This window comes from Micromonospora sp. NPDC049048 (assembly GCF_043197615.1).
Taxonomy (GTDB): domain Bacteria; phylum Actinomycetota; class Actinomycetes; order Mycobacteriales; family Micromonosporaceae; genus Micromonospora.
Genome location: NZ_JBICTM010000004.1, coordinates 306,491 through 330,293, shown reverse-complemented (window position 1 = coordinate 330,293; position 23,803 = coordinate 306,491). Strand labels below are relative to the sequence as shown.

24 protein-coding genes are annotated in these 23,803 nt (G+C 75.4%); 16 read left to right on the top strand and 8 right to left on the bottom strand.

The window, feature by feature from the left end:
- Positions 1-41 precede the first annotated feature (41 nt).
- A complete protein-coding gene (locus ACGFIG_RS16170) occupies positions 42-1,025 on the bottom strand; it encodes a glucosyl-3-phosphoglycerate synthase (RefSeq protein WP_393003780.1) in 984 nt (327 codons plus the stop codon).
- Positions 1,026-1,246: 221 nt separating this feature from the next.
- Here ACGFIG_RS16170 and ACGFIG_RS16165 point away from each other — a divergent pair, with 221 nt between their 5' ends.
- The 6 genes from ACGFIG_RS16165 (at position 1,247) to ACGFIG_RS16140 (ending at position 9,183) form a co-directional block, all read left to right on the top strand.
- Complete coding sequence (locus ACGFIG_RS16165; RefSeq protein ID WP_393003475.1) at positions 1,247-2,254, top strand: Gfo/Idh/MocA family protein; 1,008 nt, start codon at positions 1,247-1,249, stop codon at positions 2,252-2,254.
- Entirely contained in the window at positions 2,247-3,335 is a 1,089-nt protein-coding gene (locus tag ACGFIG_RS16160) for a zinc-binding dehydrogenase (RefSeq protein WP_393003473.1), read from the top strand. The genes ACGFIG_RS16165 and ACGFIG_RS16160 overlap by 8 nt, the downstream gene beginning before the upstream one ends.
- A gap of 48 nt (positions 3,336-3,383) precedes the next feature.
- Positions 3,384-5,219 carry an ABC transporter ATP-binding protein gene (locus ACGFIG_RS16155; protein WP_393003471.1) on the top strand — a complete coding sequence of 612 codons (1,836 nt, stop codon included), beginning with the start codon at positions 3,384-3,386 and terminating at the stop codon, positions 5,217-5,219.
- Between the two features lie 97 nt (positions 5,220-5,316).
- Entirely contained in the window at positions 5,317-7,608 is a 2,292-nt protein-coding gene (gene secA2 / locus ACGFIG_RS16150; protein ID WP_393003469.1) for an accessory Sec system translocase SecA2, read from the top strand.
- A gap of 188 nt (positions 7,609-7,796) precedes the next feature.
- Complete coding sequence (locus tag ACGFIG_RS16145; RefSeq protein ID WP_393003467.1) at positions 7,797-8,537, top strand: GAF and ANTAR domain-containing protein; 741 nt, start codon at positions 7,797-7,799, stop codon at positions 8,535-8,537.
- A gap of 142 nt (positions 8,538-8,679) precedes the next feature.
- Entirely contained in the window at positions 8,680-9,183 is a 504-nt protein-coding gene (locus ACGFIG_RS16140) for a DUF2231 domain-containing protein (protein WP_393003465.1), read from the top strand.
- A 175-nt stretch (positions 9,184-9,358) separates the two neighbouring features.
- On the opposite strand, the gene ACGFIG_RS16135 is transcribed toward ACGFIG_RS16140, so the two are convergent.
- Both ACGFIG_RS16135 and ACGFIG_RS16130 read right to left on the bottom strand, forming a co-directional pair.
- Positions 9,359-10,312, bottom strand: a complete 954-nt coding sequence (locus tag ACGFIG_RS16135) for a DUF3500 domain-containing protein (protein ID WP_393003463.1) — start codon at positions 10,310-10,312, stop codon at positions 9,359-9,361.
- Between the two features lie 102 nt (positions 10,313-10,414).
- The gene (locus ACGFIG_RS16130) at positions 10,415-10,813 is read right to left on the bottom strand and encodes an ankyrin repeat domain-containing protein (protein WP_393003461.1); all 399 of its coding nucleotides are present in this window, start codon (positions 10,811-10,813) and stop codon (positions 10,415-10,417) included.
- 165 nt (positions 10,814-10,978) lie between these two features.
- Between ACGFIG_RS16130 and ACGFIG_RS16125 the strand changes: the two genes are divergently transcribed.
- From ACGFIG_RS16125 to ACGFIG_RS16080, 10 genes are all read left to right on the top strand, one after another.
- Positions 10,979-11,434 (top strand): cysteine dioxygenase, encoded by a 456-nt coding sequence (locus ACGFIG_RS16125; RefSeq protein WP_393003459.1) that lies wholly within the window; start codon positions 10,979-10,981, stop codon positions 11,432-11,434.
- Between the two features lie 110 nt (positions 11,435-11,544).
- Entirely contained in the window at positions 11,545-12,036 is a 492-nt protein-coding gene (locus ACGFIG_RS16120; RefSeq protein WP_393003457.1) for a rhodanese-like domain-containing protein, read from the top strand.
- Positions 12,037-12,084: 48 nt separating this feature from the next.
- Positions 12,085-12,639, top strand: coding sequence for a winged helix-turn-helix domain-containing protein (locus ACGFIG_RS16115; protein WP_393003455.1), 555 nt, complete (start codon positions 12,085-12,087; stop codon positions 12,637-12,639).
- A gap of 273 nt (positions 12,640-12,912) precedes the next feature.
- The gene (locus ACGFIG_RS16110; protein WP_393003453.1) at positions 12,913-13,515 is read left to right on the top strand and encodes a winged helix-turn-helix domain-containing protein; all 603 of its coding nucleotides are present in this window, start codon (positions 12,913-12,915) and stop codon (positions 13,513-13,515) included.
- Positions 13,516-13,645: 130 nt separating this feature from the next.
- A complete protein-coding gene (locus ACGFIG_RS16105) occupies positions 13,646-14,284 on the top strand; it encodes a uridine kinase (RefSeq protein ID WP_393003451.1) in 639 nt (212 codons plus the stop codon).
- A 161-nt stretch (positions 14,285-14,445) separates the two neighbouring features.
- Positions 14,446-14,844 (top strand): TraR/DksA family transcriptional regulator, encoded by a 399-nt coding sequence (locus tag ACGFIG_RS16100; RefSeq protein ID WP_393003449.1) that lies wholly within the window; start codon positions 14,446-14,448, stop codon positions 14,842-14,844.
- 51 nt (positions 14,845-14,895) lie between these two features.
- Positions 14,896-15,768, top strand: coding sequence for a DUF72 domain-containing protein (locus ACGFIG_RS16095; protein WP_393003447.1), 873 nt, complete (start codon positions 14,896-14,898; stop codon positions 15,766-15,768).
- 313 nt (positions 15,769-16,081) lie between these two features.
- Entirely contained in the window at positions 16,082-16,510 is a 429-nt protein-coding gene (locus ACGFIG_RS16090; RefSeq protein WP_393003445.1) for a DUF2267 domain-containing protein, read from the top strand.
- Between the two features lie 211 nt (positions 16,511-16,721).
- On the top strand, positions 16,722-17,009 hold the full coding sequence (locus tag ACGFIG_RS16085) for a hypothetical protein (RefSeq protein ID WP_393003443.1): 288 nt from the start codon (positions 16,722-16,724) through the stop codon (positions 17,007-17,009).
- 9 nt (positions 17,010-17,018) lie between these two features.
- On the top strand, positions 17,019-18,287 hold the full coding sequence (locus tag ACGFIG_RS16080; protein ID WP_393003441.1) for a cupin domain-containing protein: 1,269 nt from the start codon (positions 17,019-17,021) through the stop codon (positions 18,285-18,287).
- 109 nt (positions 18,288-18,396) lie between these two features.
- Here the strand turns inward: ACGFIG_RS16080 and ACGFIG_RS16075 are convergent, their stop codons facing one another.
- The 5 genes from ACGFIG_RS16075 to ACGFIG_RS16055 form a co-directional block, all read right to left on the bottom strand.
- Complete coding sequence (locus ACGFIG_RS16075; protein WP_393003439.1) at positions 18,397-18,753, bottom strand: YciI family protein; 357 nt, start codon at positions 18,751-18,753, stop codon at positions 18,397-18,399.
- Between the two features lie 122 nt (positions 18,754-18,875).
- Positions 18,876-19,541 carry a hypothetical protein gene (locus ACGFIG_RS16070; protein WP_393003437.1) on the bottom strand — a complete coding sequence of 222 codons (666 nt, stop codon included), beginning with the start codon at positions 19,539-19,541 and terminating at the stop codon, positions 18,876-18,878.
- Positions 19,538-22,210 (bottom strand): FtsK/SpoIIIE domain-containing protein, encoded by a 2,673-nt coding sequence (locus ACGFIG_RS16065; protein WP_393003435.1) that lies wholly within the window; start codon positions 22,208-22,210, stop codon positions 19,538-19,540. The genes ACGFIG_RS16070 and ACGFIG_RS16065 overlap by 4 nt, the downstream gene beginning before the upstream one ends.
- Entirely contained in the window at positions 22,203-23,459 is a 1,257-nt protein-coding gene (locus ACGFIG_RS16060) for a hypothetical protein (RefSeq protein ID WP_393003433.1), read from the bottom strand. The genes ACGFIG_RS16065 and ACGFIG_RS16060 overlap by 8 nt, the downstream gene beginning before the upstream one ends.
- 9 nt (positions 23,460-23,468) lie before the next feature.
- Positions 23,469-23,729: a hypothetical protein gene (locus ACGFIG_RS16055; protein WP_089000636.1), complete on the bottom strand. Its 261-nt coding sequence runs from the start codon at positions 23,727-23,729 to the stop codon at positions 23,469-23,471.
- Positions 23,730-23,803: the final 74 nt, after the last annotated feature.

The window sequence follows — 23,803 nt, the reverse complement described above, 5'->3', positions numbered from 1 at the left end:
CGTCCGCGCCCGGCGCGGCACGGGCACGACGGGTCGCGCGTTCACGCCGCGGCGACCCGTCGGCGGGGGATGCGGTGGCGCAGCTGCGCCAGGGGCGGCCGCTCCTCGACGGAGACGTCGCTGACGACGATCTCCCGGTCCAGGTTCGGCAGGGCGTCGGAGCCGCCCCGGCGGAACTGGGTCAGCAGCGCGGCCGGCATGGCACCCGGCGCCGCCCAGCCGCGCCGTTGCAGCCGCGACCAGGCGGTCAGCATGATCTGGGCCGACATCCGGCCCAGCGCGGCGGTGTCCTGGTGGCGGTGCTTGCGCTCGCCGAGGTCCACCTGGGCCAGCGCGTCCAGGCCGACCAGGTCGAGCAGGTCGATGAGCATCGCCGTCTCGACCCCGTAGCCGGAGACGAACGGCACCTGCTCCAGCACCTCCCGGCGGCCCGCGTACTCGCCGGCGAGGGGCTGCACGAAGCCCGCCAGCTCGGGCCAGAACAGGTTGAGCATCGGCCGGGCCATCAGCTCCGTCACCCGCCCGCCGCCGTCGGCCTCCACGCTGGACGCCCCGACCAGCGGACGGTGGTAGAAGCCCTTCACGAAGTCCACCGAGGGATCGGTCAGCAGCGGGCCGATCAGCCCGGTCACGAAGTGCGGACGGAACTCGCGCAGGTCGGCGTCGACGAACGCCACCACGTCGCCCTCGGCCGCGGCCAGCCCCGCCCAGAGCGCGTCGCCCTTGCCGGTCAGCCGGGGCAGCCCCCGGGTCATCGCGTCCTGGCTGACCACCTCCGCCCCGGCCGTACGGGCCACCTGGGCGGTGCGGTCGGTGGAGCGGGAGTCCACGACGATCAACTCGTCGATCAGCGGCACCCGTTCCATCAGGTGCTGGCGGATGGTCGACACGATCGCGCCGACCGTCGCCTCCTCGTTGTGGGCCGGCAGGACCACGCTGACCCTGCTGTCGCCCTTGGCGCGAATGAGGTGCCGGGCCGGCCAGTCACCCGCCGACGTGGTGCGGTAGGTGGCCCACGCCTCCACCACCGGTGACACGATCGTTTCCGCTTTCCGCACAGGCACCCCCAGATCGTGGCGGAAAAATCCTGCTCCTATTTCCCACTGCCGCGCTCGCGCTAACGCAGCATGCCTCACAGCCTGATCACGTCGGCGGCGTGGCCGGGTTCCGCCCTGGTGAACGTTTGGTTGCGCGCGTGCCGGGGGAGTGCTGTCGGCGACGCGAAACGGCGGCGAAGGGGCTTCACATGCGCACGTGCCGGGTGGGACTGGTAGGGGCCGGCGGGGTGGCGCGACGCCATGCCCGGGTGTTGGACGGATTCGCCGACGTGGAGCTGCTCGGGGTGACCGACGTGGTGCCGCAGGCCGCGGCGGAGTTGGCGCGCGCGCACGGCGCCCGCACCTTCGGCGACGTCGACGAGCTGCTGGCCGCCGGCCCGGACGCGGTCTACGTCTGCGTGCCGCCGTTCGCCCACGGACCGGCCGAGGAGGCGGTCGTCGCCGCCGGGGTGCCGATGTTCGTGGAGAAGCCCGTCGCCGTCGACCTGGTGACCGCCGAGCGGGTCGCCGACCTGGTGGCCCGGCGCGGGCTGCTCACCGGCGTCGGGCACCACTGGCGGTACCTGCCGGTGGTGCAGCAGGCCCGCGAGCTGCTCGGTGACCGTCCGGTGCGGATGGTGGCCGGCGCGTGGTGGGACAAGGTGCCCCCGGTGGACTGGTGGTCGCGGCGGGACCGCTCCGGCGGCCCGGTGGTCGAGCAGGCCGCGCACGTGCTGGACCTCGTCCGGCTCCTGGTCGGGGAGGCCACCGAGGTCACCGCGTACGGCGACGGCACCCCGCCGCCGGTCGACGGCGCCGACATCGACTCGGTCACCACCGCGGCGCTGCGGTTCGCCGGTGGTGCGGTCGGCACCCTCACCGCCGCCTGCGTGCTCGGCTGGAAGCACCGCGCCGGACTGGAGATCCTCGCCGACGGGCTCGCTCTGTCGTTGAGCGAGGACGGGCTGGTCGTGCGCGACGCCGACGGGGAACGTCGCTTCGCCGCCGACCCCGACGCCGCCCGGGTGGCCGTGGACCGGGCCTTCGTCGACGCGGTCCGGGGCGTCGGCGACGACGTCCGTGTCCCGTACGCCGAGGCCCTCGGCACCCAGCGGCTGGCCCTCGCGATCGCGGACTCCGCCCGCACCGGCCGGCCCGTACGGCTGGACGTGCCCGCCGCCGCGCCGCTCGCCGCCGGGGTGGCCGTCGATGCGTGACAAGGTGGTGGTGGTCAGCGGCCCGGGGCGGGTGGAGCTTGTCGAGCAGGACGCCGCCGAGCTGACCGACGGCACGTTCCGGGTCCGGACGCTGTTCAGCGGCGTGTCCGCGGGCACCGAACTCAGCTACGTCAAGGGCACCAATCCCTACCTCAACGTCACCTGGAACGCCGACCTCGGGCTCTTCCAGCCGGGCGCGGCCAGCACCCCCTTCCCGGTGACCCGCCTCGGTTACATGCAGGTCGGCAGGGTGGTGGAGAGCCGTACCCCGGCTGTCGCCGTGGGCACGGTCGGTGCCATGACGTACGGCCACCGCACCGGTTGGGTGGCCGACCCGGTCGCCGAGCGGTTCGTGCCGCTGCCCGACGACCTCGACCCGCTGCTCGGCGTCTACGTCGCGCACATGGGTCCGATCTGCGCCAACGGGGTGCTGCACGCCGCCGCCGACCTGCACGGCGCGGACGTGCGGTCGCTGGGCGACGGGGTGCGGGGCCGCCGGGTCGCGGTCGTCGGCGGCGGGGTGGTGGCCCTGCTCACCGCCCTGTTCGCCAGGCGGCACGGGGCCGCCTCGGTGGTGGTGCTCGACCCGACCCCGCAGCGGCGGGCCGTCGCCGAGGCGCTGGGCCTGCGGACCCTCGACCCGGAGGCCGACGACCCGGCGGTGGTGCTCAAGACCCGCTGGGCGCACGGCCCCGGCGACCGGGGCGCCGACGTGGTGTTCCAGTGCCGGGGGCAGGCGTGGGCGCTGCAGCTCGCCCTGCGCCTGCTGCGCCCCCAGGGCACGGTGGTCGACCTGGCCTTCTACCAGGCCGGCGCGGACGCGGTGCGCTTCGGCGAGGAGTTCCACCACAACGGGCTGACGCTGCGGTCTGCCCAGATCGGCCGGGTGCCGCGCGGGCTCGCCCCCACCTGGGACCGGGAGCGCCTCTCCGCCGAGACGATCGACCTGCTGCGCGCGTACGGGGACGTGATCCGCAAGCACCTGGTCTCGGCCGTGGTGCCGTTCGAGGACGCGCCGGCGCTGCTGACCGACCTCGCCGAGCGGCGCCGCCAGGAACTACAGGTGGTGCTGACCGTCTGACGCCCCGCGCCGGGCCGGGCGGGTGGCGCGGCCCGATACCGTGCCAGCATGAGCGCCGACGCGTCCGTCACGACCGCCGCCGACCCCCTCACGACCGCCGACGCGCCCGTCACGACCGCCGCCGGTGGTCCTGCCGGAGCCCCGGAGGACCGGCGGGTCGGCCTCGCCGCCCTGCTGCCGTACCTGCGTGCCCACCGCGGCACCCTGGCGGTGGTGGGCGTGCTGTCGCTCGCCGGGGCGGCGGCCTCGCTGGCGCAGCCGCTGCTCACCCGCTCGGTGCTGGACGGGCTCTCCGCCAGCCGGCCCGTGGCGGGGCTGGTCACGGCGCTGGTCGCCCTGGTGCTGATGGGCTCGGCGCTCGGCGGGGTGCGCGACTACCTGCTGCAACGCACCGCCGAGGGGGTCGTGCTGGACACCCGGCGGCGGCTGGCCGGGCACCTGCTGCGGCTGCCGATCGCCGAGTACGACCGCCGCCGCACCGGCGACCTGCTCTCCCGGGTCGGCTCGGACACCACCCTGCTGCGCGCCGTGGTCACCTCCGGGCTGTTCGAGGTGGTCACCGGCGCCGTGATGGTGCTCGGCGCGGCCGGGGCGATGCTCCTGCTCGACCCGGTGCTGTTCGGGGTGACCCTGCTCGGGGTGGCCGCCGGGATCGGCATCGCGGTCGCCTTCGCCCGCCGGGTGCGGGGCCTGGCCCGGGCCGCCCAGGAGCGCATCGGCGAGATGACCTCGGCGGTGGAGCGGGCCATCTCCGCCGCCCGCACGATCCGCGCCGCCCGCGCCGAGCGGCGCGAGGCCGACGCGATCGGCGTCAGCGCCGGGCAGGCGTACGCGGCCGGGCTGCGGGTGGCCCGGGTGCAGGCGTTCGTCGGCCCGGCCAGCAGCGTCACCATCCAGGGGGCGTTCCTGCTGGTCCTCGGGGTGGGCGGGGCGCGGGTGGCGGCGGGCGCGATCACCGTCGGGGACCTGGTCGCCTTCATCATGTTCCTGTTCTTCCTGGTGCTTCCGCTCGGGCAGGCGGTGCACGCCTACACCCAGTTGCAGACCGGCCTGGGCGCGCTCCAGCGGATCGAGGAGATGCTCGCCGTCCCGGTCGAGGGGGCCGCCGACCGGCCGGCCGCCGCCCCGGCCAAGGCCCCGTCCGGCGGGGCCCCGGCGTCGGTCGAGTTCGACCGGGTGGGCTTCGGCTACCCCGGCGGCCCGCCGGTGCTGCGCGAGGTGAGCTTCACCGTGCCGGCCGGCACCCGGACCGCCCTGGTCGGCCCCTCCGGCGCCGGGAAGTCGACACTGCTGGCGCTGGTCGAGCGCTTCTACGAGGTGATCGAGGGCACGCTGCGCGTCGACGGGGTGGACGTGCGGGACCTGCCCCGCGACGCGCTGCGCGCCCGGATCGGCTACGTCGAGCAGTCCGCCCCCGTGCTGGCCGGCACGCTGCGGGAGAACCTCCTGATCGGCGCGCCGCAGGCCACCGAGGCCCGGCTGCGCGCGGTGCTCGACGAGGTCAACCTGGGCCACCTCGCCGAGCGCGCCCCCGAGGGGCTGGACGTGCAGGTGGGTGAGGGCGGGGTGCTGCTCTCCGGCGGCGAGCGGCAGCGGCTGGCGATCGCCCGCGCCCTGCTGGCCGGGGCGCCGGTGCTGCTGCTCGACGAGCCGACCAGCAACCTCGACGCCCGCAACGAGGCCGCGCTGCGCCGGGCCATCGACGCGGTCGCGGCCCGGCGCACCCTGCTGATCGTGGCGCACCGGCTCTCCACCGTCGTCGACGCCGACCAGATCGTGGTGCTCGACGGGGGCCGGGTGGCGGCCACCGGCACCCACGACGAGCTCACCGGGACCAGCCCGCTCTACCGTGAGCTGGCCGCCCACCAGCTCCTGGTGACCTGAGCGCCGCACGCGTGCGACCCGCCTCGCGGCGACACCCGCGCGGTGGTACGCCGGGCGGGCCGCCAACGACGGCTCCGGTCGCGTACCGTTGCCGCTCATGGGTGTGTCGCAACGCTTGAAGACCAGGTTCCGCCGGTTCCTCCAGCGCCCGGGGACGACCGTCGACCTGGGGCCGCTGGAGAAGCTGCTGCCGGCCGTCGAGGCGCGCGAGGACGAGCTGTCGGCGCTCGACGACGCCGAGCTGACCGAGGCCGCCGGCAAGGCCACGGGCTACGAGGAGATCTGCGCGATCGGCCGCGAGGCCGCCCGCCGGGGCCTCGACCAGCGGCCGTACGACGTGCAGCTGCTGGGTGCGATGGCGCTGCTGTCGGGCAAGGTCGCCGAGATGGCCACCGGTGAGGGCAAGACGCTCACCGCCACCATCGCCGCGTACGGGCACGTCCGGCTGGGCAACGGCCCGGTGCACGTGCTCACCGTCAACGACTACCTGGCCCGGCGTGACGCCCTCTGGATGGAGCCGGTCTACACCCTGCTCGGCCTGACCGTCGGCTGGGTCAACGAGGCGTCCACCCCGCAGGAGCGGCGCGACGCGTACGCCTGTGACGTCACCTACGTCTCGGTCAGCGAGGCCGGCTTCGACTACCTGCGCGACCAGCTCGTCACCGACGTGGCGGACCGGGTGCAGCCGCCGCTGCGCACCGCCATCGTCGACGAGGCCGACTCGATCCTCATCGACGAGGCCCGGGTGCCGATGGTCCTCGCCGGCGCGGTCGCCGGCGAGCAGGACCCGGTGCACGCCGCCGCAGCCCAGGTGCGGGGCCTGCGCAAGGGCAAGCACTACACGGTGGCCGAGGACGGCCGCAGCGTCGCCTTCACCGCCGCCGGCCTGGCCGCCATCGAGGCGAAGCTCGGCATCGACCTCTACGACGAGGAACACGTCGCGCAGCTCTCCGCCGTGAACGTGGCCCTGCACGCGCACGCCCTGCTGCACCGCGACGTCGACTACATCGTCCGGGACAACTCCGTCGAGCTGATCGACGAGATGCGCGGCCGGGTCGCCCAGCGCCGCCGCTGGCCGGACGGACTCCAGGCGGCCGTGGAGGCCAAGGAGGGCCTCGACGCCACCGCCGAGGGCGAGGTGCTCGGCACGATCGCCGTGCAGGCGTACATCGCGCTCTATCCCAAGGTGTGCGGCATGACGGCGACCGCGGTGCTGGTCGGCGACCAGCTGCGGGAGTTCTTCGGCCTCGAGGTGGCGGTCATCCCGCCGAACACCCCGTGCGTGCGCGAGGACGAGCCGGACCGCATCTACGCCACCCGGGCGGAGAAGGAGGAGGCGCTGGTCGACGAGATCAAGCGCAACCACGAGCGCGGGCGGCCGGTGCTGGTCGGCACCCTGGACGTGAAGGAGTCCGAGGGGCTGGCCGCCGGCCTGAACGCCGCCGGGGTGTCCTGCGTGGTGCTCAACGCGAAGAACGACGACGAGGAGGCGGCGATCATCGCCGAGGCCGGCGCGTACGGCGCGGTGACCGTCTCCACCCAGATGGCCGGCCGGGGCGTGGACATCCGGCTGGGCGGCAGCGACCAGGCCGACCGCGACCGGGTCGCCGAGCTGGGCGGCCTCTACGTGATCGGCAGCGGCCGGCACGACAGCCGCCGGGTCGACGACCAGCTGCGCGGCCGGGCCGGGCGGCAGGGCGACCCGGGTGGCTCGGTCTTCTTCGTCAGCCTGGAGGACGACCTGGTCGTCCGGCACGCCGGCGACGCCGTTCCGGCTTCGCCCCGGATGAACGCCGACGGTCTCGTCACCGACGATCAGGTCGAGTACGCCGTCGAGCACGCCCAGCGGGTCGCGGAGGGCGTCAACCACGAGATCCACCGCAACACGTGGCGCTACAGCGTCGTGATCGAGCAGCAGCGCAAGGCCCTCGCGGAGCGTCGGGAACGGCTGCTGACCAGCGACGTGGCGGCGCTGATGCTGCTGGACCGGATGCCCGACAAGGCCGGCGAGATGGACGAGGACCTGCTCGCCCGGGCGGCCCGGTCGATCGCCCTCTACCACCTCGACCGGCTCTGGGCGGAGCACCTCGCGGAGCTCTCCGAGGTGCGCGAGGGCGTGCACCTGCGCGCGCTGGGCCGGCTCGACCCGCTGGACGAGTTCCACCGCGCGGCGGTGCCGGCGTTCAACGACCTGATCCCCGAGATCGAGCGGCGCACGCTCGCCACCTTCGAGGAGACGGAGTTCGCCGACGACTGGGAGCCGGACGAGGCGAAGCTGGTGCGGCCGAGCGCGACCTGGACGTACCTGGTGCACGACAACCCGTTCGGTTCGGAGCTGGACCGGTTGATTGCCTCGGTGGGACGGCGGCTCAGCTCCGCGTCGCGCTGACGCTGTAGGGGTCCCTTCCGACGCCTCCGGGCGCCCGGAAGGGGCCCCCTTTTGCGCCGTTTCGACCCCGGTTTGCGAGGGTAGTAGGCCGGGTCCGAAGAGTCGGGAGAGAACCAGGCGATGGAACAGGTGACGGCACCGGCCGGCCGTGCGGCGGCACGCGTTGCGACGACGGGGGCAGCGCGGCGGTGAACCTGGAGATGCGGGACCCGGCGGTGGAACGGCTCGGCGTCCTGGAGACCGCCGCCCTGCTGCGCGAGCTGACGGCCGCGCTGATCGCGGGCGACGACTTCGACCAGGCGCTGGGCGCGCTCGTACGCACCACCCGCGACGCGGTCGCCGGTGTGAGCTGGTGCGGCTTCACCACCCTGCGCGCCGGCGAACCGGCCGGGGCGGCGGCCTCCGACGCCCGCCTGGCGGGCCTGGACGACCTGCGGCACGGCCCCGACTCGCCCGCGATGGACGCGGTCCGGCGGCGGGAGATGATCCTCTCCGACCGGTTGGACCGCGAGGGGCGGTGGCCGGCCTGGACGCCACGGGCCCGGGAGTTGGGCGTGCACGGGGTGATCTCCGCGCCGGTCGACGTCGACGAACAGGTGATCGGGTCGATCAACCTGTACGCCGGCACCGCCGACCTGCTCACCCCCGGGCACCAGCTCACCGCGATGCTGCTCGCCGAGCACGCCGGGCTGCTGCTCGCGGCGGTCCGCGACCGGGCACGCAGGGCCGCCCAGGCCGGGGAACTGGATTCGGCGGTGCTCGGCGACGGGGTGGTCGGGCAGGCCATCGGCGTGATCATGACCCAGCGCGGCTGCCCGGCCGAGGAGGCGCTCGACGTGCTGCGCAGCGCGGCGTCGTCACTGGACATCCCGCTGCGTCAGGTGGCCGACCGGCTGGTCGCCACCGTGTCGCGCCCCCGGGACAACTGAACCTGGGCGGCCAGCCCGCCGTCGGGTCGGGGCCGGGTGACCGGTGGGACGATCGGGGCCGGTGGGCCGCGTGTCGTTTCGGCGTACGGGCGCCCGGGTAGCACCCTGGACTGGTGGACGCATGCCGACCTGGGGAGGAACCATGCAGAGCCGGCTGCGGGTGCAGGGGCACCCGATCCAACCGATGCTGGTGACGTTCCCGTTCGGGCTCTTCGTCAGCGCGACCGTGTTCGACCTGACCGACGTGCTCGGCGGGCCGGCCTTCCTCGGTGAGGTGGGCTACTGGACGACCGTGGCGGCCCTGTTCGCCGCCGCGCTGGCCGCCGTGGCCGGCATGATCGATCTGTGGGACGTGCCGGTCGACCGCACCCGGCGCACGGCGATCACCTTCAACCTGGTGAACGTGGCGATGGCGGCGCTGTTCCTGATCTCCTGCCTCGTCCGTGCGGACGCGCCGCAGCGGGGCGCGTCCGTCGTGCTGCTGCTCACCGAGCTGGTGGCGTTGGGCGTCGGCGCGGTCGGCGTCTCGCTGGGCGCCCGGCTGGTGCGCCGCTTCGACGCCGGACGCCGGGCCGAGGCCACCACCTTCGACGCGTTGGCCGGCACCCCGGACTCCACCATCGACCTGGCCCCCCACCGCCCCTGACGCCCCGCCCCGGCGGCGCCCCCCGCCCCGGCCCCAGCTGCGTCGATCATGCAGTCGTGGTGGCCGGTAGGGGCCGCTTCGCACCTTTCGCAGGGCACCACCACTGCATGATCGACGAGGCGCGACGCCACGCCGCACGGGCGACGCGAGCTGGAAGGGCGGGCGGCGGAGACGGCTAGCGGGGGTGGGATTCGGCGTGGTGGGCGGCGAGGACGTCCGCGCCGAAGTCGCTGGCGGGGCGGCGCAGGACCGTGTGCGCGTGGTTGCCGTCGTCGCTGGTGTTGTCGTACTCGATGAGCAGGTCGTCGCCCTGCACGCGGTAGTAGTGGCGGCGTCCGGGCACGGTCGGACCGGCCCAGGCGAAGTGCAGCCGCCCGGCGTCCAGCCGGCGCGCCTCCCGGATCGCCAGCTCGGGCGGGAGCCGGTCCAGATACAGCGCCACGAGTTGGTCCAGCAGGGCCCGTCCGGTCGGCCCGAGCCGGTCGGCGGGTACCCCGAGGGGCTCCAGCGGCCCGCCAACCTGGGCGCGGGTGGCGCTGATGATGTCCCCGGGGGCCTCGTCGGCGACGATGGCGGCGGACCGGCCGGCCGGGCCCATCGCGTCGAGCAGGGCGCGCCCCAGGTCCTCCTCCACGCCCAGCGGGCGGGAGACCGGGTGGCCGGCGTACCGGACGGTGGCCGGGTTGGCGCCGAGGAAGATCGGCGCGGGGGAGACCTGCCCGGCCACCACGGTCATGCTCACCGAGAGGTGGTGCCCCTCCAGGCGCCACGCCCAGGCGTCGTCGCGGGCCGGATCGCCGAAGACGGCCACCCAGTAGTCGCCGCTGTGCCGGCCCCGGCGCCAGCCCTCCGCCCGGTCCAGCACCTCCTCCAGCGCGACGATCGCCATCGCCTGGGCGTACGCCGGTGGGCTCAGCGCGGTGGCCAGCAGCCGGTGCGCGGCCTTGCGGCCCGCGCGGTCGAGGTCGGCCAGGCAGACTCCCGGGCGGGGCCGCGGCCGGTACTCGATCCAGCGGCGGGCCGCGTCGTCGTCGAACCGATGGGCGGCCCGGTCGCGGGCGGGCTCGTCCAGCGCGGCCAGCAGCGCCGCGGCGGCGGCGCGCATCTGTTCGGGCAGCGGATCCTCCACCGGACCTGTATACCGGCTGTCGGGCGCGTGCGCCGGGCGTCGCCGGCAGCGGTCAGCGGGGCACCTCGCGCACGACCGAGCGGGACACGGCGGCCGTCGCGGTCAGGCGGTCGGTGCCGTCAGCAGCGCGAACATCTCGGTCAGGTCGAAGAAGCGGGCGGTCTCCACCGCCGAGGGGCTGCCGTGGTGCGGGTCGGCTCCGGCGGCGAGCAGCGCCCGGACGGCCTCCGTGCTGCTGCGGAAGGTGGCGGCGGCCAGGGCCGTCTGGCCCCGGTCGTTGGCCCGGGTGTGGTCGGCGCCGCGGGCGAGCAGGGCGGCGACCGTCTCGGGGCGGGCGTGGTAGGCCGCCAGGAGCAGCAGGGTGTCACCCTTGTCGTTGGTCAGGTCGACGGGCAGCCCCGCGTCGACGTAGTCGGCCAGTTCGGCGGTGGCGCCGTCGCGCGCCAGGTCGAACATCCGGTGCGCGAACGCCAGCGTCTCGGCGTCGAGTTCCTCACTCACCGGTCCAGGTTAGTCGGAGCTCGGCCTGACGGGTCGCGCGGCCGGCGGGCTGGGAGGCGGAGCCGATGGATGGCGGTGGCGTCCCGAGTTCTGGGAATGCCTACTAAACCAATAGGGTTTGCAGCCTATGCTGGGTCGACGCTCCGCCGAACCGCGAGGACCGCCATGCCCGACCGACGCCCACCCGACCTGCTCACCGTCGCCCGCCGCTGGGCCGCCGACCCCGCCCGCTGGCCGGTGCCGCTGCGCTTCGATCCGGCCACCCGCTGGTACGCCCGGCTCGCCCACGACGCCGACCACGAGGTGTGGGCGTTGAGCTGGCTGCCCGGCCAGGGCACCGACCTGCACGACCACGGCGGCTGTGGCGGGGCGTTCCTGGTCGTCTCCGGGGTACTGACCGAGGAGACGGTCGGCGGGGGCGTGCTGCGCCCGCACCGGCTGCCGGCCGGCTCCGGTCGCCGGTTCGGCCCCCGGCACGTGCACCAGGTGTCCAACCGGGACGACGAGCCGGCGGTGAGCGTCCACGTCTACCGCCCCGCGCTGCGCAGGATGACCAGCTACCGGCTCACCGAGGGCCGGCTGCGCGTCGCCGAGGTGGCCGAGGCCGGAGTCGCCTGGTGAGCGCGACGCCGTCCCGTCCCCTCCGCCCGCGATCCGGTACGCGCCGCCCACCCCGCACCGGCCGTACACCGTCGTACGTGAACCGTCAGCACCCAGTGGAGGCAACGACCATGCCGCAGACCGACCCGCACGCGTGTCCGGCCCCGGTGGCCCCGCCGGGCGCCCGGGGTATCGACGAGATCCTGGCCGCCGCCCGGGCGCGGCTGGACCGGCTGGACCCCGAGCGCGCGCACCTGGAATACCGGGGCGGGGCGCTGCTGGTCGACATCCGTCCGGCCGCCCAACGGGCCGCCCACGGCACCGTGCCCGGCTCGCTGGTGATCGAACGCAACGTGCTGGAGTGGCGGTTCGATCCCCGCTGTGCCGCCCGGCTGCCCCAGGCGGTCGGCTACGACCTGCGGGTCATGGTCATCTGTCAGGAGGGCTACACCTCCTCCCTGGCCGCCGCCGCCCTCCAGGATCTCGGGCTGCACCGGGCCACGGACGTCGTCGGTGGCTTCGTCGCCTGGCGGCTCGCCGGCCTGCCCGTGCTCGGCCCCACCCCGCCGCGACCCACGTCCACCCCCGCGCCCCCGGTGACCGCCGGCCGGGCGCCGTCCTGACCGTCACGCTCCACCGGGCGTGGCGGCACCGCCGCCGCAGGAGGCTCCATGTCCGTCGTCGCCATCCCCACCCGAAACCACTCGACCGTACGCCCCGAGCGGACCGGGTCGGTCCGACCGCGAGCCACACCGAGCGTCACCATCACCCTCGACCTCGCCCCGGGGCCGGTCAGCCCCCGCCTGGCCCGGCTGTTGGAGCTGATCGGCGAACTCGCCGAGTCGGGGGAGGGGCGGCTGGGCTCCGGCGTCGCCGAGGAGCGGCCGGCGGCGCCCCGCGCGGTGCCGGCCGCCGTGGACCCCCACGCGATCCGGATCGCCACCGGCTCCCGGGTGGTCCACCAGGGCGCCCGCGTCATCCCGCTGACCCGCATCGAGTACGACCTGCTGCTGTTCCTGGCGCAGCAGCCCCGCCGGGTGTTCACCCGGCTGCAGTTGCTGAGCCGGGTGTGGGGCTACGAACACGCGGTGGCGCGCACCGTCGACGTGCACGTGCGCCGCCTGCGCGCCAAGCTCGACGAGGAGATGCCGGTGGTGACCACCGTCTACGGCGTCGGCTACCGCCTCGCCGACGAGGCCCGCATCGAGATCGAACACCACCGCTGACGGCGCCACCCGTGCGGCGTGCCCGGACCCGGGCGCGCCGCGCCGCCGTGTCCGGGTCCCGAACCGGGCGGGCACCCCCCTAACCGGCCAACCGGGCGGCTCTGCTGTAATCATCAGGCTTCGTACGCAGAGCGAGCATCCGGCTCCGATGCGTTCGTCAATTGTCACATTCATGCAACGCAGTCGCCCCTTGACCCTCGCGTGGGCGCCGGGAAACATCGATGAAGCGGCGTCCCGGGCCGTGGGGAACACCCGGACCAGCCAAGGAGGACCATGTCGGTCAGCCCCGCCTCGTCGCGCGCCGGATGGCATACGTCCCAGCCCGCTGTTCCCGGTCGTCCCCCGGGAGGCCAGCGGCGCCCCGCCCACACGGCCGCACCGATGCTGACGGTGACCCTGAACATCCCGCTGGCATCCGAGGAGTCGCTGACCCCGCCCGCCCGGCGGCTGCTGGAGGCCGCCCGGGAGATGCTGGAACGCGGCGAGGGCACCATCATCACCGCCGCCGTCGAGCGTCGCCCCGACCCGCTGCCCGCCGGCCGCTCGCCGGTCCGCCCGCCCGCCGCCACCATCCCCACCCTGCACATCCTGGCGTCGTCCCGCTCGGTGCTGCGCGACGGCGAGCCGTTGCCGCTGACCCGGCTGGAGTTCGACCTGCTGCTGCACCTCGTCGCCCATCCCCGCCGGGTGTTCACCCGGTTGCAGCTGCTCAACGCGGTGTGGGGCTACGAACACGCCGGCGTGCGCACCGTGGACGTGCACGTCCGCCGGCTGCGCGGCAAGGTCGGCGTCGACGTCCCGCTGGTCACCACCGTCTACGGCGTCGGCTACCGGCTGGCAGACGACGCCCACGTGACCATCGACCGCAACGGCTGACGACCGCCCTCACCGTGACCGGACGACCGCCCACCGCGTGACGACCGCCCGTAGTGGCTGACGGCCGCTGCCCCACCGCGTCTCGTGCGGGCGGCCCGTCCCCGGGCGGCCGGCGGGGCACCATTGTCGAATGCGCGTCCGACCCATCTCCCCGCAGCGGCTCGTCGCCGAGCTGACCGAGCGCCTCGCCGCCGCCGACGCCCCGGGCCGGCTACGGGTGGCGGTCGACGGCGCCCCGGCGGCCGGCCCGGACGAGCTCGCCGCCGCGCTGGTGGACCCGCTGCGCGCGCTCGGCCGACCCGCGCTGCACGTACGGGCCGACGACTTCCTCCGCCCCGCCTCGGTGCGCCTGGAATCCGGCCGGAGGAACCCCGACGCGTTCTACGAGGGCTGGGTCGACGAGCAGGGGCTGCGCCGGGAGGTGCTCGACCCGGCCGGGCCCGGCGGCTCCGGGCGCGTACTGCCGTCGCTGTGGGACGCCACCGCCGACCGGGCCAGTCGCGCCGCGTACGTCGATCTGCCGCCCGGGGGAGTCCTGCTGGTCAGCGGGGCGCTGCTGCTCGGCGGGGCCCTGCCCTTCGACGTCACCGTCCACCTGGCGCTCTCCCCGGCGGCCCTGGCTCGGCGCACCGACCCGGAGCTGCGCTGGACGCTGCCCGCCTTCGCCCGGTACGCCGACGAGGTCGCCCCCGCCTCCTTCGCCGACGTCGTGGTCCGCGCCGACGATCCCCGGCACCCGGCGCTGGTGGAGTCCCCGGTGTCGCCCTGACGCCTCGTCGTGGCGGAAAGTCGTCGGTTTGACCGTCGGCGGGGCGGGGTAATCGCCCGGCTCACAGAGCGCGGGTGATCCGCTCGCGCCGCAGACCACCACGGCGCTGGGCCCACGCACCGGTGCCCAGGCGTATCACCAGGGCAGAAAGGCAGGCAGCGATGCTCGTCCACGACACGATCGGTACGGGCCGGTCCCAGGCGGAGATCGACCAGATCCGGCGCTCCCTGCAGGCCCGCTACGACGAGATGTCCGCGGAGTACGAACAGGCGGTGCTGCAGAGCCAGGTGCTGCGGCTGGTGGAGGTGGGTGACACCGCCGGCGACGACCAGGCCGACAGCGGCACCAAGACGGCGGAGCGGGACACCGCGCAGTCCCTGCTGCGCAGCATCCTCGACCGCCGCGCCCAGTACGAGCACGCCCTCAACCGGCTCGAGGAGGGCACGTACGGCTTCTGCGAGGGCTGCACCTCGGCCATCCCCGTCGAGCGGCTGGAGATCTTCCCCTCCGCCACCACCTGCGTGCAGTGCAAGCAGAACCGGGAGCGCCGGGCGGCCTGACCCCCGGTTTCAGCGGCTGCGGGTCGGTCCGGGACGCGGTGAGGTCGACCGATGGGTGAGATCAGGGTCGGCACCGCCTCCTGGACCGACCGCACGCTGCTGGACTCCGGTTGGTACCCGCGGACGGCCGACACCCCCGAGAAGCGACTGGCGTACTACGCCCGCCAGTTTCCGCTGGTCGAGGTGGACGCCACCTACTACTCGCCGCCCGCCGAGCGGACGGCGAGGCTGTGGGCCGAGCGCACCCCGGCCGGCTTCACCTTCAACGTCAAGGCGTTCAGCCTGCTGACCGGGCACCCGACCCGGCCCAACGCGCTCTACAAGGACCTGCGCCCGGCGACGGAGAAGAAGAACCTGTACCCGGACGACCTGCCACCGCAGGCGTACGAGGAGGTCTGGACGCGCTTCCTCGCCGCGCTGGACCCGCTGGTCGAGGCGGGCAAGCTGGGCGCGCTGCTGTTCCAGTTCCCGCCCTGGTTCACCATCAAGCGCGACAACAAGCAGTACCTGCTGGAGGTCGCGAGGCGGTGCGCCCCGCTGCGCCCCGTCTACGAGTTCCGGCACGCCTCCTGGTTCGACGGCGACAACGCCGACGAGACCCTCTCCTTCCTGCGTGAGCACCGGCTCGCGTACGTCTGCGTGGACATGCCGCAGGGGCACCGCTCGTCGGTGCCCCCGGTGCTGGCCGCCACCGCGGACCTCGCGGTGGTCCGCTTCCACGGGCACAGCGACAAGTGGACCAGCCGCGACATCCACGAGAAGTTCGGCTACCGCTACTCCGACCGGGAGCTGCGCGACTGGGCGCCGAAGCTGCGCGAACTGGCCGACTCCACCAGCCAGACCCACGTGCTGATGAACAACTGCTACCGCGACTACGCGCAGACCAACGCCGCGACCCTCGCCGGGCTGCTCGACGCCGCCTGAACGGCGGCAGGCGCCCGGCTTTTCATCCCGTCCGGGTGAGGGCCGCTCACCCCGCCGCCGCGCAGCATGGACGGTGCGTGTGGTCGGCAGCGGCCACGCGAGGCGACACCACGGAGGTGGATGGTGATGACGGTTCGGGTGGTACCGGGTCGACGGCCCGGCGCCGTGCTGCACGTCGTCGGCACGTCCGCCGCCGCCCGGGGAGTGCCGCGCCCCGCCCGGGTCGGCCCGACCCGGCAGCCGCGTGGCCCGGTGGGGCCGCCGCGACGTGACGACGACCGACGGTGGGAGACCGACGTACGGGGGTGGAACGATGGCTGAGCAGCTGCATTCGGCGTTCGAGTCCTCGATGGACAAGACCAACCTGATCCTCAAGGAGATCGAGCAGGCCTACGGCTGGCCGAAGGAGCAACGCAACCAGTCCTACTGCGCGCTGCGCACCGTGCTGCACCTGCTGCGCGACCGGATGCCGGTGCAGGAGAGCGTGGAGTTCGCCGCGCAGCTGCCGGTGCTGGTGCGCGGGATCTACTTCGACGGCTGGAAGCCGCAGGACGTGCCGATCAAGCTCAACCGGGACGACTTCCTGCTGGAGGTCCGCCAGGGCTTCCCGTACGACGTCGAGGGAGGCCCGGAGCGCGTGGTACAGGTGGTGCTGGACACCCTGCGCTGGCACGTGACCCAGGGCGAGTGGGACGACGTGAAGGCCACGATGCCCCGGGACATGGCGAACATCATTCCCTGACGCGCCGCCCGTGGGCGACGGCCCGTTCCACCTCGGGTGGGGCGGGCCGTGGCGGCTCTCGAGGGCCGGGGGACCGGGCCCGGCGAAGCGCCGGTGTGAACCGGAACGGGCGTCTACGGTGGGGTTAGAGAAGATCGCGCGTGGGGTACCACCCGCTGCACGACGGAGACCCCGGCGCAACGGCGGGGCGGCACATCCCTAGGGAGCACCGATGGCACTCAACGACGACGACATGCAGACCACCAGCGGCGGCGGCCTCGAGGGCCCGGCCGACGGCGGTGCCACGCCGGGCCAGCAGGACGGTGGCGCCGACGGCGGTGCCGACCGCGGTGCCGAGCGCGGTGCCGACAAGGGGGCCGACCAGGGCGCGGAGGGTCCCGCCGACGGCGGTGCGACCCCCGGCCAGCACGACGGTGGTGCCGACGGCAGCGCGGAGGGCCCGGCCGACGGCGGTGCGACCCCGGGCCAGCACGACGGCGGCGCCGACGGCAGCGCCTGACGGATCGCCATGACTGACATCGACCCGCCGGGCGGCCACGGCCGCCCGGCGGTTCCGTCCGCGGCCGCCGCCGCGCTCGCCCGCTGCGTGTCGGTCGAGCAGGCGAAGTTCGCCGCCGCCCACTGGGGACGCACACCGCTGCTCTCCCGCGCCGACGAACTGCCCAACCCGGCCGGCTTCACCGACCTGCTCAGTCCCGCCGACGCCGACGAGCTGCTCAGCCGCCGCGGCCTGCGTACGCCGTTCCTGCGCATCGCCAAGGACGGTCAGCTCGTGCCGGCGACCCGCTTCACCGGCGGCGGCGGCGCGGGGGCCGAGATCGGCGACCAGGTCCTCGACGAGCGTGTGCTGGAGCTGTACGCCGACGGTGCCACCCTCGTCCTGCAGGGCCTGCACCGCACCTGGCCCGCGCTGGTCGACTTCGCCCGCGAGCTCGGCACCGCCGTCGGGCAGCCGTTGCAGGTCAACGCGTACCTGACCCCCGCCGGCAGCCAGGGCTTCGCCACCCACTACGACACCCACGACGTCTTCGTTCTGCAGGTCGACGGCCGCAAGCACTGGCGGATCCACCCGCCGGTGCTGCCCGACCCGCTGGAGAAGCAGCCGTGGGGCGGCCGGGCCGACGAGGTCGCCGCCACCGCCGACGGGCCCGCCGCGCTGGACGTGGTGCTCGCACCCGGCGACGCGCTCTACCTGCCCCGCGGCTGGCTGCACAGCGCGCAGGCCCAGGAGTCCAGCTCGCTGCACCTGACCGTCGGCGTACGGGCGCTGACCCGCTACGCCCTGGTCGAGGAACTGCTCGCCCTCGCCGCCGAGGACCAGCGGTTGCGCGCCACGCTGCCGTTCGGCGTCGACGTCGCCGACCCGGACGCGATCGAGCCGGAGCTGACGGAGACGGTGGAGGCGCTGCGCGACTGGCTGCTGCGGGCCGACCCGGCGGCGGTTGCCGGCCGGCTGCGGCAGCGGGCCTGGCCGGCCGCCCGGCCCGCGCCCATCCGGCCCCTGGCCCAGGCCGCCGCGCTGGCGACACTCGACGTCGACACCCGACTGGCCCCGCGACCCGGCCTACGGTGGCAGCTCGACCCGCGCGGGGACCGCGTCGCGCTGGTGCTGTTCGACCGCACGATCAGCCTGCCCGCGACGTGCGCGCCGGCCGTGCGCGCCCTGCTCGGCGCCGAATCCCTCCGGGTCGGCGACCTGCCGGGCCTCGACGACGACGCCGACCGGCTCACCCTGGCCCGCCGGCTGCTGCGCGAGGCGGTGCTGGTACCCGCCTGAGCCCGCCCACCGCCCCATCGCCGACGCGGCCCCGGCCGGGCCGTGCCATTTCGGCGCGGCCCGGCCGGCGGGCGCGGCCTTCCGAGCCGCGCCCGAGGAGGGGTCCGGCTCAGGCGGCGTCGACGGCCGCCACCGGGCGGACCTCGATCGGCAGGGTGGTCGCCCGGGACAGCTTCTCCGCCCAGCCCAACGCCGCGTCGAGATCCGGCACGGCGATCACCGTGAACCCGCCGATGTGCTCCTTACCCTCGGCGAACGGGCCGTCCGTCAGCAACGTCTCGCCGTCGCGGACCCGGACCACGCGGGCGGTGCGCGCCAGTTCCAGGCCGGCGCCGAAGACCCAGACACCGCTGCCGCGCATCTCCTGGTTGACGGCCTCGACGTCCCGCATGATCGGCTCGAGGAACTCCGGCGGCGGCGGGGCGTCCCCGTCGGGCTGGATCACGTTGAGCACGAAGTTCCGCATCGCACGCTCCCTCTTGTCGGGTGGCCGGCATGACCCGGCCCTCTCCGTCTACACGAACGGCGGGCGGGCGGATCGACGACGCGCTGCGGCAGCCTTGCCCGCACCGGCCCGGCGACGGCGGATCAGCGACCGGCGACCAGCAGCGCGACGGTGGTGACGAGCCCGGCGGCGAGCACGACGGTCATCGGCCGCGGGCCGAGCACCGCGTGCCGGCGGTCGGCGAGGACCTTCGCCGGCACCAGACCGACCAGCGGCCCCAGCAGCGTCACCACCAGGGCCAGCACCGGCAGCCCGACCCCCAGCTCGCCGCCGTACCGCTCGCCCGCCGCCCGCGCCGCGCTCCCGAGGGCGTACGCGAGCACCGCCCCGGCCACCCCGCACAACGCCAGCAGCGGGTTGACCGAGCCCGGCAGGTCACCCGGCTGGCGGGTGCGGTTGAGCAGCTCCCGCACCCCGGCCAGCAGCGGAGCCGGTCGACCCGTGGCACCGGGCACCGGCGCCGGTGGCCCGCCCGCCCGGCGGCCCGAGCCGCCCAGCCGACCACGCAGCGCCTGCCACAGGTCGGCGACCTCGGCGTCCACCCGCTCCTGCTCATCGCGGGCGTCGGCCAGCTCCCGCTCCGCGCGCCGCAGCTCGGCCTCCGCCTCGGCGACGGCCCGCTCGGCGGCGGCACACTGCTGGGCGTGCCAGGTGTGCGCCTCGGCCCGCTGCACGCGCACCCTCGCGCTCAACTCGGCCAGCCGACGGATCTGGGCCGCGTACGACTCACTGGTCACGGGTTCGTTCATCGCGCCGGCCCGTACGGAATGATGACCTGGCCGGTGCGGTGCACCGCCCGGTCGAAGAACAGCCCCCGCCAGGGGCGGGGATACCAGTCGGGCCCGCCGGTGCCCGGATACAGCGACGAGCCCAGCTCGCCGCCGTGGGCGTCCAGCGCCACCCAGGCGCCGATCTGGTCCGTCCGGGCCGCCGGCCCGCCCAGGTCGGCCCGCATCCGGGCGACACCCCGCCACCAGGCCAGCACGTGGGTACGCCGCTCCGGCCCGTCGTGCAGGATCCGGCGCAGCTCCTCCAGGCCGGTACGCCGCCCGATCCGCGTCGCCAACGTCCCCGCCGCCGCGTCGACGGCGAACAGCAGCAGGTAGTGCGGGATGCCCGGCGTGCCGAGCCCCTCGGCGGTCTCGACCATCAGCTCGCCGACGGTCTCCTCGTCGTACCAGGCGGCGTCGTCGGCGAGATCCTCGTAGAGGGACCGGGCGGCCGGGTCGGCGTCCGGGTCGAGGCAGGCGATGGAGAAACGCGCCGTGCCGGGGCGGTGCTGGCGGGCCAGGGAGCGGGCCGCCGCGTCGAGCACCGCGCACGCCTCGTCCACCCGGGTGCCGAGCACCGCCAGGTTGCGGCCGGGAGCCCGGGGCAGCCGCAGCGCCGCCGAGCGTGCCTGTACGTCGATGATCTCGCCGAGCAGCGCCACCGGCGTACGCGGGTGGCCGGTCTCCGGGGCGGCCAGCGCCCGGAAGTCCGGCGCCTCGGCGAGCTGAGGGATCGCGTCGCCGTCGAAGAGGCGGGCCGGTGCGGCGTCCTGCGGGCGCATCCGCCACAGCCGGTGCTGCAACCCGCTCCACGTCTCCCAGTCGCTGGCCGACGGGATCCGGGCCACCTGGTTGCCCTCGGCCATGCCCGACTCCGCGTTGACGACGGCGTGGTGGCGCGGCAGGGACTGGGCGGCGTCGTTGCGTTCGGCGAGGATCCGCAGGGCCTTCGGCAGCGCGATCCGCAACGTGAACTGCGCGACCAGCGCCGGACGACCCCACAGGGCCTCGATGCCGCGCACGTCCTGCGAGGCGAGCACCAGGTGGATGCCCTGGGAGCGGCCGCGCCGGGCCAGGTCCTCCAGCAGGTCGGCGGCCTCCCGGGCGACCACGTCCCGCCCCGCCAGCAGCATCTGGAACTCGTCGACCACCGCCACGATCCGCGGCCAGTGCCCCGTGGGGTCGACCGCGCGCAGCTCGGCGAGCTTGGTGACCTCGTGCTTCTTCGCCGCGTCGGCGCGCCGGCGCAGCTCCTCGGCGAGGAAGCGCAACAACGCCAGGCCGAACTCCCGGTCGGTGTTGACGTTGATCCCGACGAGCCGCATGTGCGGCAGCCAACTCGGGTCCCGGCGGCCCTTGGCGAACCGCGCGAAGGACACTCCCTCCTTGAAGTCCAACAGGTAGAACTCCAGCTCGGCGGGGGAGTAGCGGGCGGCCAGCGCGCCGATCCAGGCGAAGATCAGGTTCGTCTTGCCGGTGCCGGACGGGCCGCCGATCAGCGCGTGCGGCGGATAGTCGCCCAGCGTGAGCAGCACCGGCCGGCCGTGCGGGCCCTCGCCGATCGGGGCGGTCAGCCCGGTGGCGGAGTCCTCCCGCCACATCTGCTCCGGCGGCGGCAGCAGGTCGGTGAACGGGGTCGGGGCGGGGCCGGCGTTGACCCGCGCCGCCACGTCCCGGCAGGTCTCGGTGACCAGCACCGGCGGGGGCGGCGGGTCGAGGCGTACGGGCAGGCCGTTCGGCCCGCCGATCCGGGCGCCGTCGGCGTGCGCGCCCACCCGGGTCACGGTGGGATCCTCGGGCAGCGACACGCCCCGGACCACCAGGTGCACGCCGCAGGCCGCCCCGGTGCGGACCACCCGGTCGAGCTGCCCGCGCTCGTGCCGCGACAGCTCGTCGCCGCCCAGCAGCACCGCCACCCGCCACGGCTCGGGCCGGCGCCCGGTGACGGCGGCCAGCTCGCGTAACGAGCCGTACTCCCCGGCCAGCACCGTCTCGTTGATGCGGCGGATCTGCTCGACCAGGTCGTCGAGCAGCCGGGCCAGCCCGCCCGGGCCGACGAAGGTGAGCAGCCCGGCGGTGCCGAGGGGGGCGAACCCGGCGAGGCCGCCACCGAGGTGCTCGGGGTCGTAGCCGACCAGCCGGACGGCACCCGGGTCGGCCCGCCCGACGCCGCGCAGCAGCAGCGCCGACACCACCGCGTCGCAGCCCTCCCGGTCGTCGCCGGTCAGCTCGACATGGCCGGCGTCGAGCAGCGGCACCAGCGCCGGCACCGGTTCGGCGCCGGGGATGCGTACCGTGCCGATGCGCAGCGCGCCCGGTGCCTCGGCCCGCCGGGCCGGCGTGGGTCGCCACCGCGACCAGTCCGCCGAGGCGGCCCCGGGAGCCTCCCGCTGGGCCGCGTCCGCCGCCCGCCGGGCCAGTTCCGCGATCCGCGCGGCGTGCCGGTCGTCGATCTCGGCCAGCCGCCGGTCGCGCTGCGCGCCCACCCGCTCCGGCACGACCGCCGCGGCGCGGCGGACCTTCGCCAGGCGTTCCCGGGCCGTGGTCAGCTCGGCCTGTGCGGTCGACACCCGGGTCCGGGTCGCGCCGAGGGCCTCGCCCAGCATGCCCCGAACCCGGGTGACCAGCTGGTTGCGCCGGTCAGCCATCGACGCCCCGCCCGCGCGGATCCGCGCTGACGCCGGACGCCTGGCGGCCCGTGGGTGGGCTCGACCAGACGCGGCCGGCCGAGCCGGTCCGGCCCGGGGCTGGCCCGTCGCCGGCCGGGGCGCCCCGCCGGGCCGCCGCCTGGTCGCGGTTGTCGGGCGCTGCGCCGGGCCGGGCGGACGACGCCCGTTCCCGCGCTGCGGCCGCCTGGTCGTGGGCCGCCCCCGCCCGTTCCCGCGCGGCCGCGACCCGTTCCCGCGCGGCGGCCACCCGGCCCTTCGCGGCGTCGGCGCGGCGCTGCCACTCGGCGTCGTCCGCCCGGTCGCGGGCGGTCTCCGTCTGCCGCTCCCGCTCCGTGGCGGCACGTCGCTCCCGGGCGGTCTCGGCCTGCCGGGCCCGCTCGTCGTCGGTGGGCAGGTCCCGGCCGAGCCGGTCCAGCAGCACCCCGGTGAGCACCCCCGCGGTGACGGCCGGGTCGGCGGCGTGCGGCTGCTCCGTCTCGCCTCGTCGCGGCGGGGGCATCCGGCAGATCCGGGTGAGCAGGGTCTCCAGCACCGCCGGCGGCAGGCCGGGCAGCAGGTCCCGGACCCGGCCGTCCAGCTCGCGGCGCAACCGTCCCAGGTCCTCGGCGCGCGGCGGATGCCCGAGCAACTCTCCGGCCAGGTCGCGTAGCAGGGGCGGGGCCACCGCGGCCAGGCCGAGGCCGACGTCGGCGTGCGCGCGGCGCAGCTCGGTGTGCAGGCGGTCGCGGTCGCCGGCCCGGACCCCACCGACGACCCGGCGCAGCAGCTCCCGGGCGTCACCGACCTTCTCGTCGGGCTGCTCCGGCGGGCCCTCCCGGCCGCCGGTCAGCTCCGCCACCCGCACCGCCCACCAGCGGCGGGGCGCGGCCTCGGCGGCCGGCTCGGGTGCCGCGGCCTCCGGGGCCGCCTCGCGCGGCGCGTCGTGCGCGGGCCGGCGCTGCTGCTCCTGCGGCCCCGGGGCCGGGGAACCGTCGGCGGCCAACCCGATCGCGGCGAGGTACGCCGACAGCTGCTCCTGCGCGACGCGCAGCGCGTAGCCGGCGGTCTCGGCGTGCTCGGTGGCGGCCGACAGCTCCGGCACCCCCATCGGGTTGGCCGACTCCTGACGGACCCAGCGCAGCCGCTCGGCGGCCAGCCCGAACTTCTCCAGCGCCAGCGCCAGCTGCGCGAGCGGCAGGTCATCGGCGGCGGCGCGGACCTGTGCGCCGACGTCCTCGACGATGGACACGACCCCGCCTCAGAGCGTCGCGACGTAGAGTTGCGCCTGCTCGACGGCGACGAGTGTCGCGGCGAGGCACTCCTCCAGCTCCTGGCTGGCCTGGGTCAGCGAGGACTGGGCCGCCTCGACCGTCTCGTGCCCGCTGCCCTCCAGCGCGCCGGCCAGTGTCTGTTGCGCCTCGGCCAGCTTCTCGCCGGCCGCCTGCACGGCGCTCTGGCCGTCGCCGATCTGTTGGAGCGCGACATCGATGGCTGCCTTGAGCTCGGCGACGCTCGCCACGGCGAAACCTCCTGGGGGCGGGGAGGCCTCCATTAGAGCCTATCCCTCACGGTGAGAGAACTTCCGACTGTCAG

What these genes read in the sequence shown, in the direction of transcription:
- ACGFIG_RS16070 (WP_393003437.1), bottom strand. Translation starts at nt 19,541, where the DNA reads ATGAACGAACCCGTGACCAGTGAGTCGTACGCGGCCCAGATCCGTCGG.
- ACGFIG_RS16110 (WP_393003453.1), top strand. Translation starts at nt 12,913, where the DNA reads ATGTCGGTCAGCCCCGCCTCGTCGCGCGCCGGATGGCATACGTCCCAG.
- ACGFIG_RS16155 (WP_393003471.1), top strand. Translation starts at nt 3,384, where the DNA reads ATGAGCGCCGACGCGTCCGTCACGACCGCCGCCGACCCCCTCACGACC.
- ACGFIG_RS16080 (WP_393003441.1), top strand. Translation starts at nt 17,019, where the DNA reads ATGACTGACATCGACCCGCCGGGCGGCCACGGCCGCCCGGCGGTTCCG.
- ACGFIG_RS16100 (WP_393003449.1), top strand. Translation starts at nt 14,446, where the DNA reads ATGCTCGTCCACGACACGATCGGTACGGGCCGGTCCCAGGCGGAGATC.
- ACGFIG_RS16160 (WP_393003473.1), top strand. Translation starts at nt 2,247, where the DNA reads ATGCGTGACAAGGTGGTGGTGGTCAGCGGCCCGGGGCGGGTGGAGCTT.
- ACGFIG_RS16085 (WP_393003443.1), top strand. Translation starts at nt 16,722, where the DNA reads ATGGCACTCAACGACGACGACATGCAGACCACCAGCGGCGGCGGCCTC.
- ACGFIG_RS16090 (WP_393003445.1), top strand. Translation starts at nt 16,082, where the DNA reads ATGGCTGAGCAGCTGCATTCGGCGTTCGAGTCCTCGATGGACAAGACC.
- ACGFIG_RS16165 (WP_393003475.1), top strand. Translation starts at nt 1,247, where the DNA reads ATGCGCACGTGCCGGGTGGGACTGGTAGGGGCCGGCGGGGTGGCGCGA.
- ACGFIG_RS16075 (WP_393003439.1), bottom strand. Translation starts at nt 18,753, where the DNA reads ATGCGGAACTTCGTGCTCAACGTGATCCAGCCCGACGGGGACGCCCCG.
- ACGFIG_RS16115 (WP_393003455.1), top strand. Translation starts at nt 12,085, where the DNA reads ATGTCCGTCGTCGCCATCCCCACCCGAAACCACTCGACCGTACGCCCC.
- ACGFIG_RS16140 (WP_393003465.1), top strand. Translation starts at nt 8,680, where the DNA reads ATGCAGAGCCGGCTGCGGGTGCAGGGGCACCCGATCCAACCGATGCTG.
- ACGFIG_RS16125 (WP_393003459.1), top strand. Translation starts at nt 10,979, where the DNA reads ATGCCCGACCGACGCCCACCCGACCTGCTCACCGTCGCCCGCCGCTGG.
- ACGFIG_RS16120 (WP_393003457.1), top strand. Translation starts at nt 11,545, where the DNA reads ATGCCGCAGACCGACCCGCACGCGTGTCCGGCCCCGGTGGCCCCGCCG.
- ACGFIG_RS16105 (WP_393003451.1), top strand. Translation starts at nt 13,646, where the DNA reads ATGCGCGTCCGACCCATCTCCCCGCAGCGGCTCGTCGCCGAGCTGACC.
- ACGFIG_RS16095 (WP_393003447.1), top strand. Translation starts at nt 14,896, where the DNA reads ATGGGTGAGATCAGGGTCGGCACCGCCTCCTGGACCGACCGCACGCTG.
- ACGFIG_RS16065 (WP_393003435.1), bottom strand. Translation starts at nt 22,210, where the DNA reads ATGGCTGACCGGCGCAACCAGCTGGTCACCCGGGTTCGGGGCATGCTG.
- secA2 (WP_393003469.1), top strand. Translation starts at nt 5,317, where the DNA reads ATGGGTGTGTCGCAACGCTTGAAGACCAGGTTCCGCCGGTTCCTCCAG.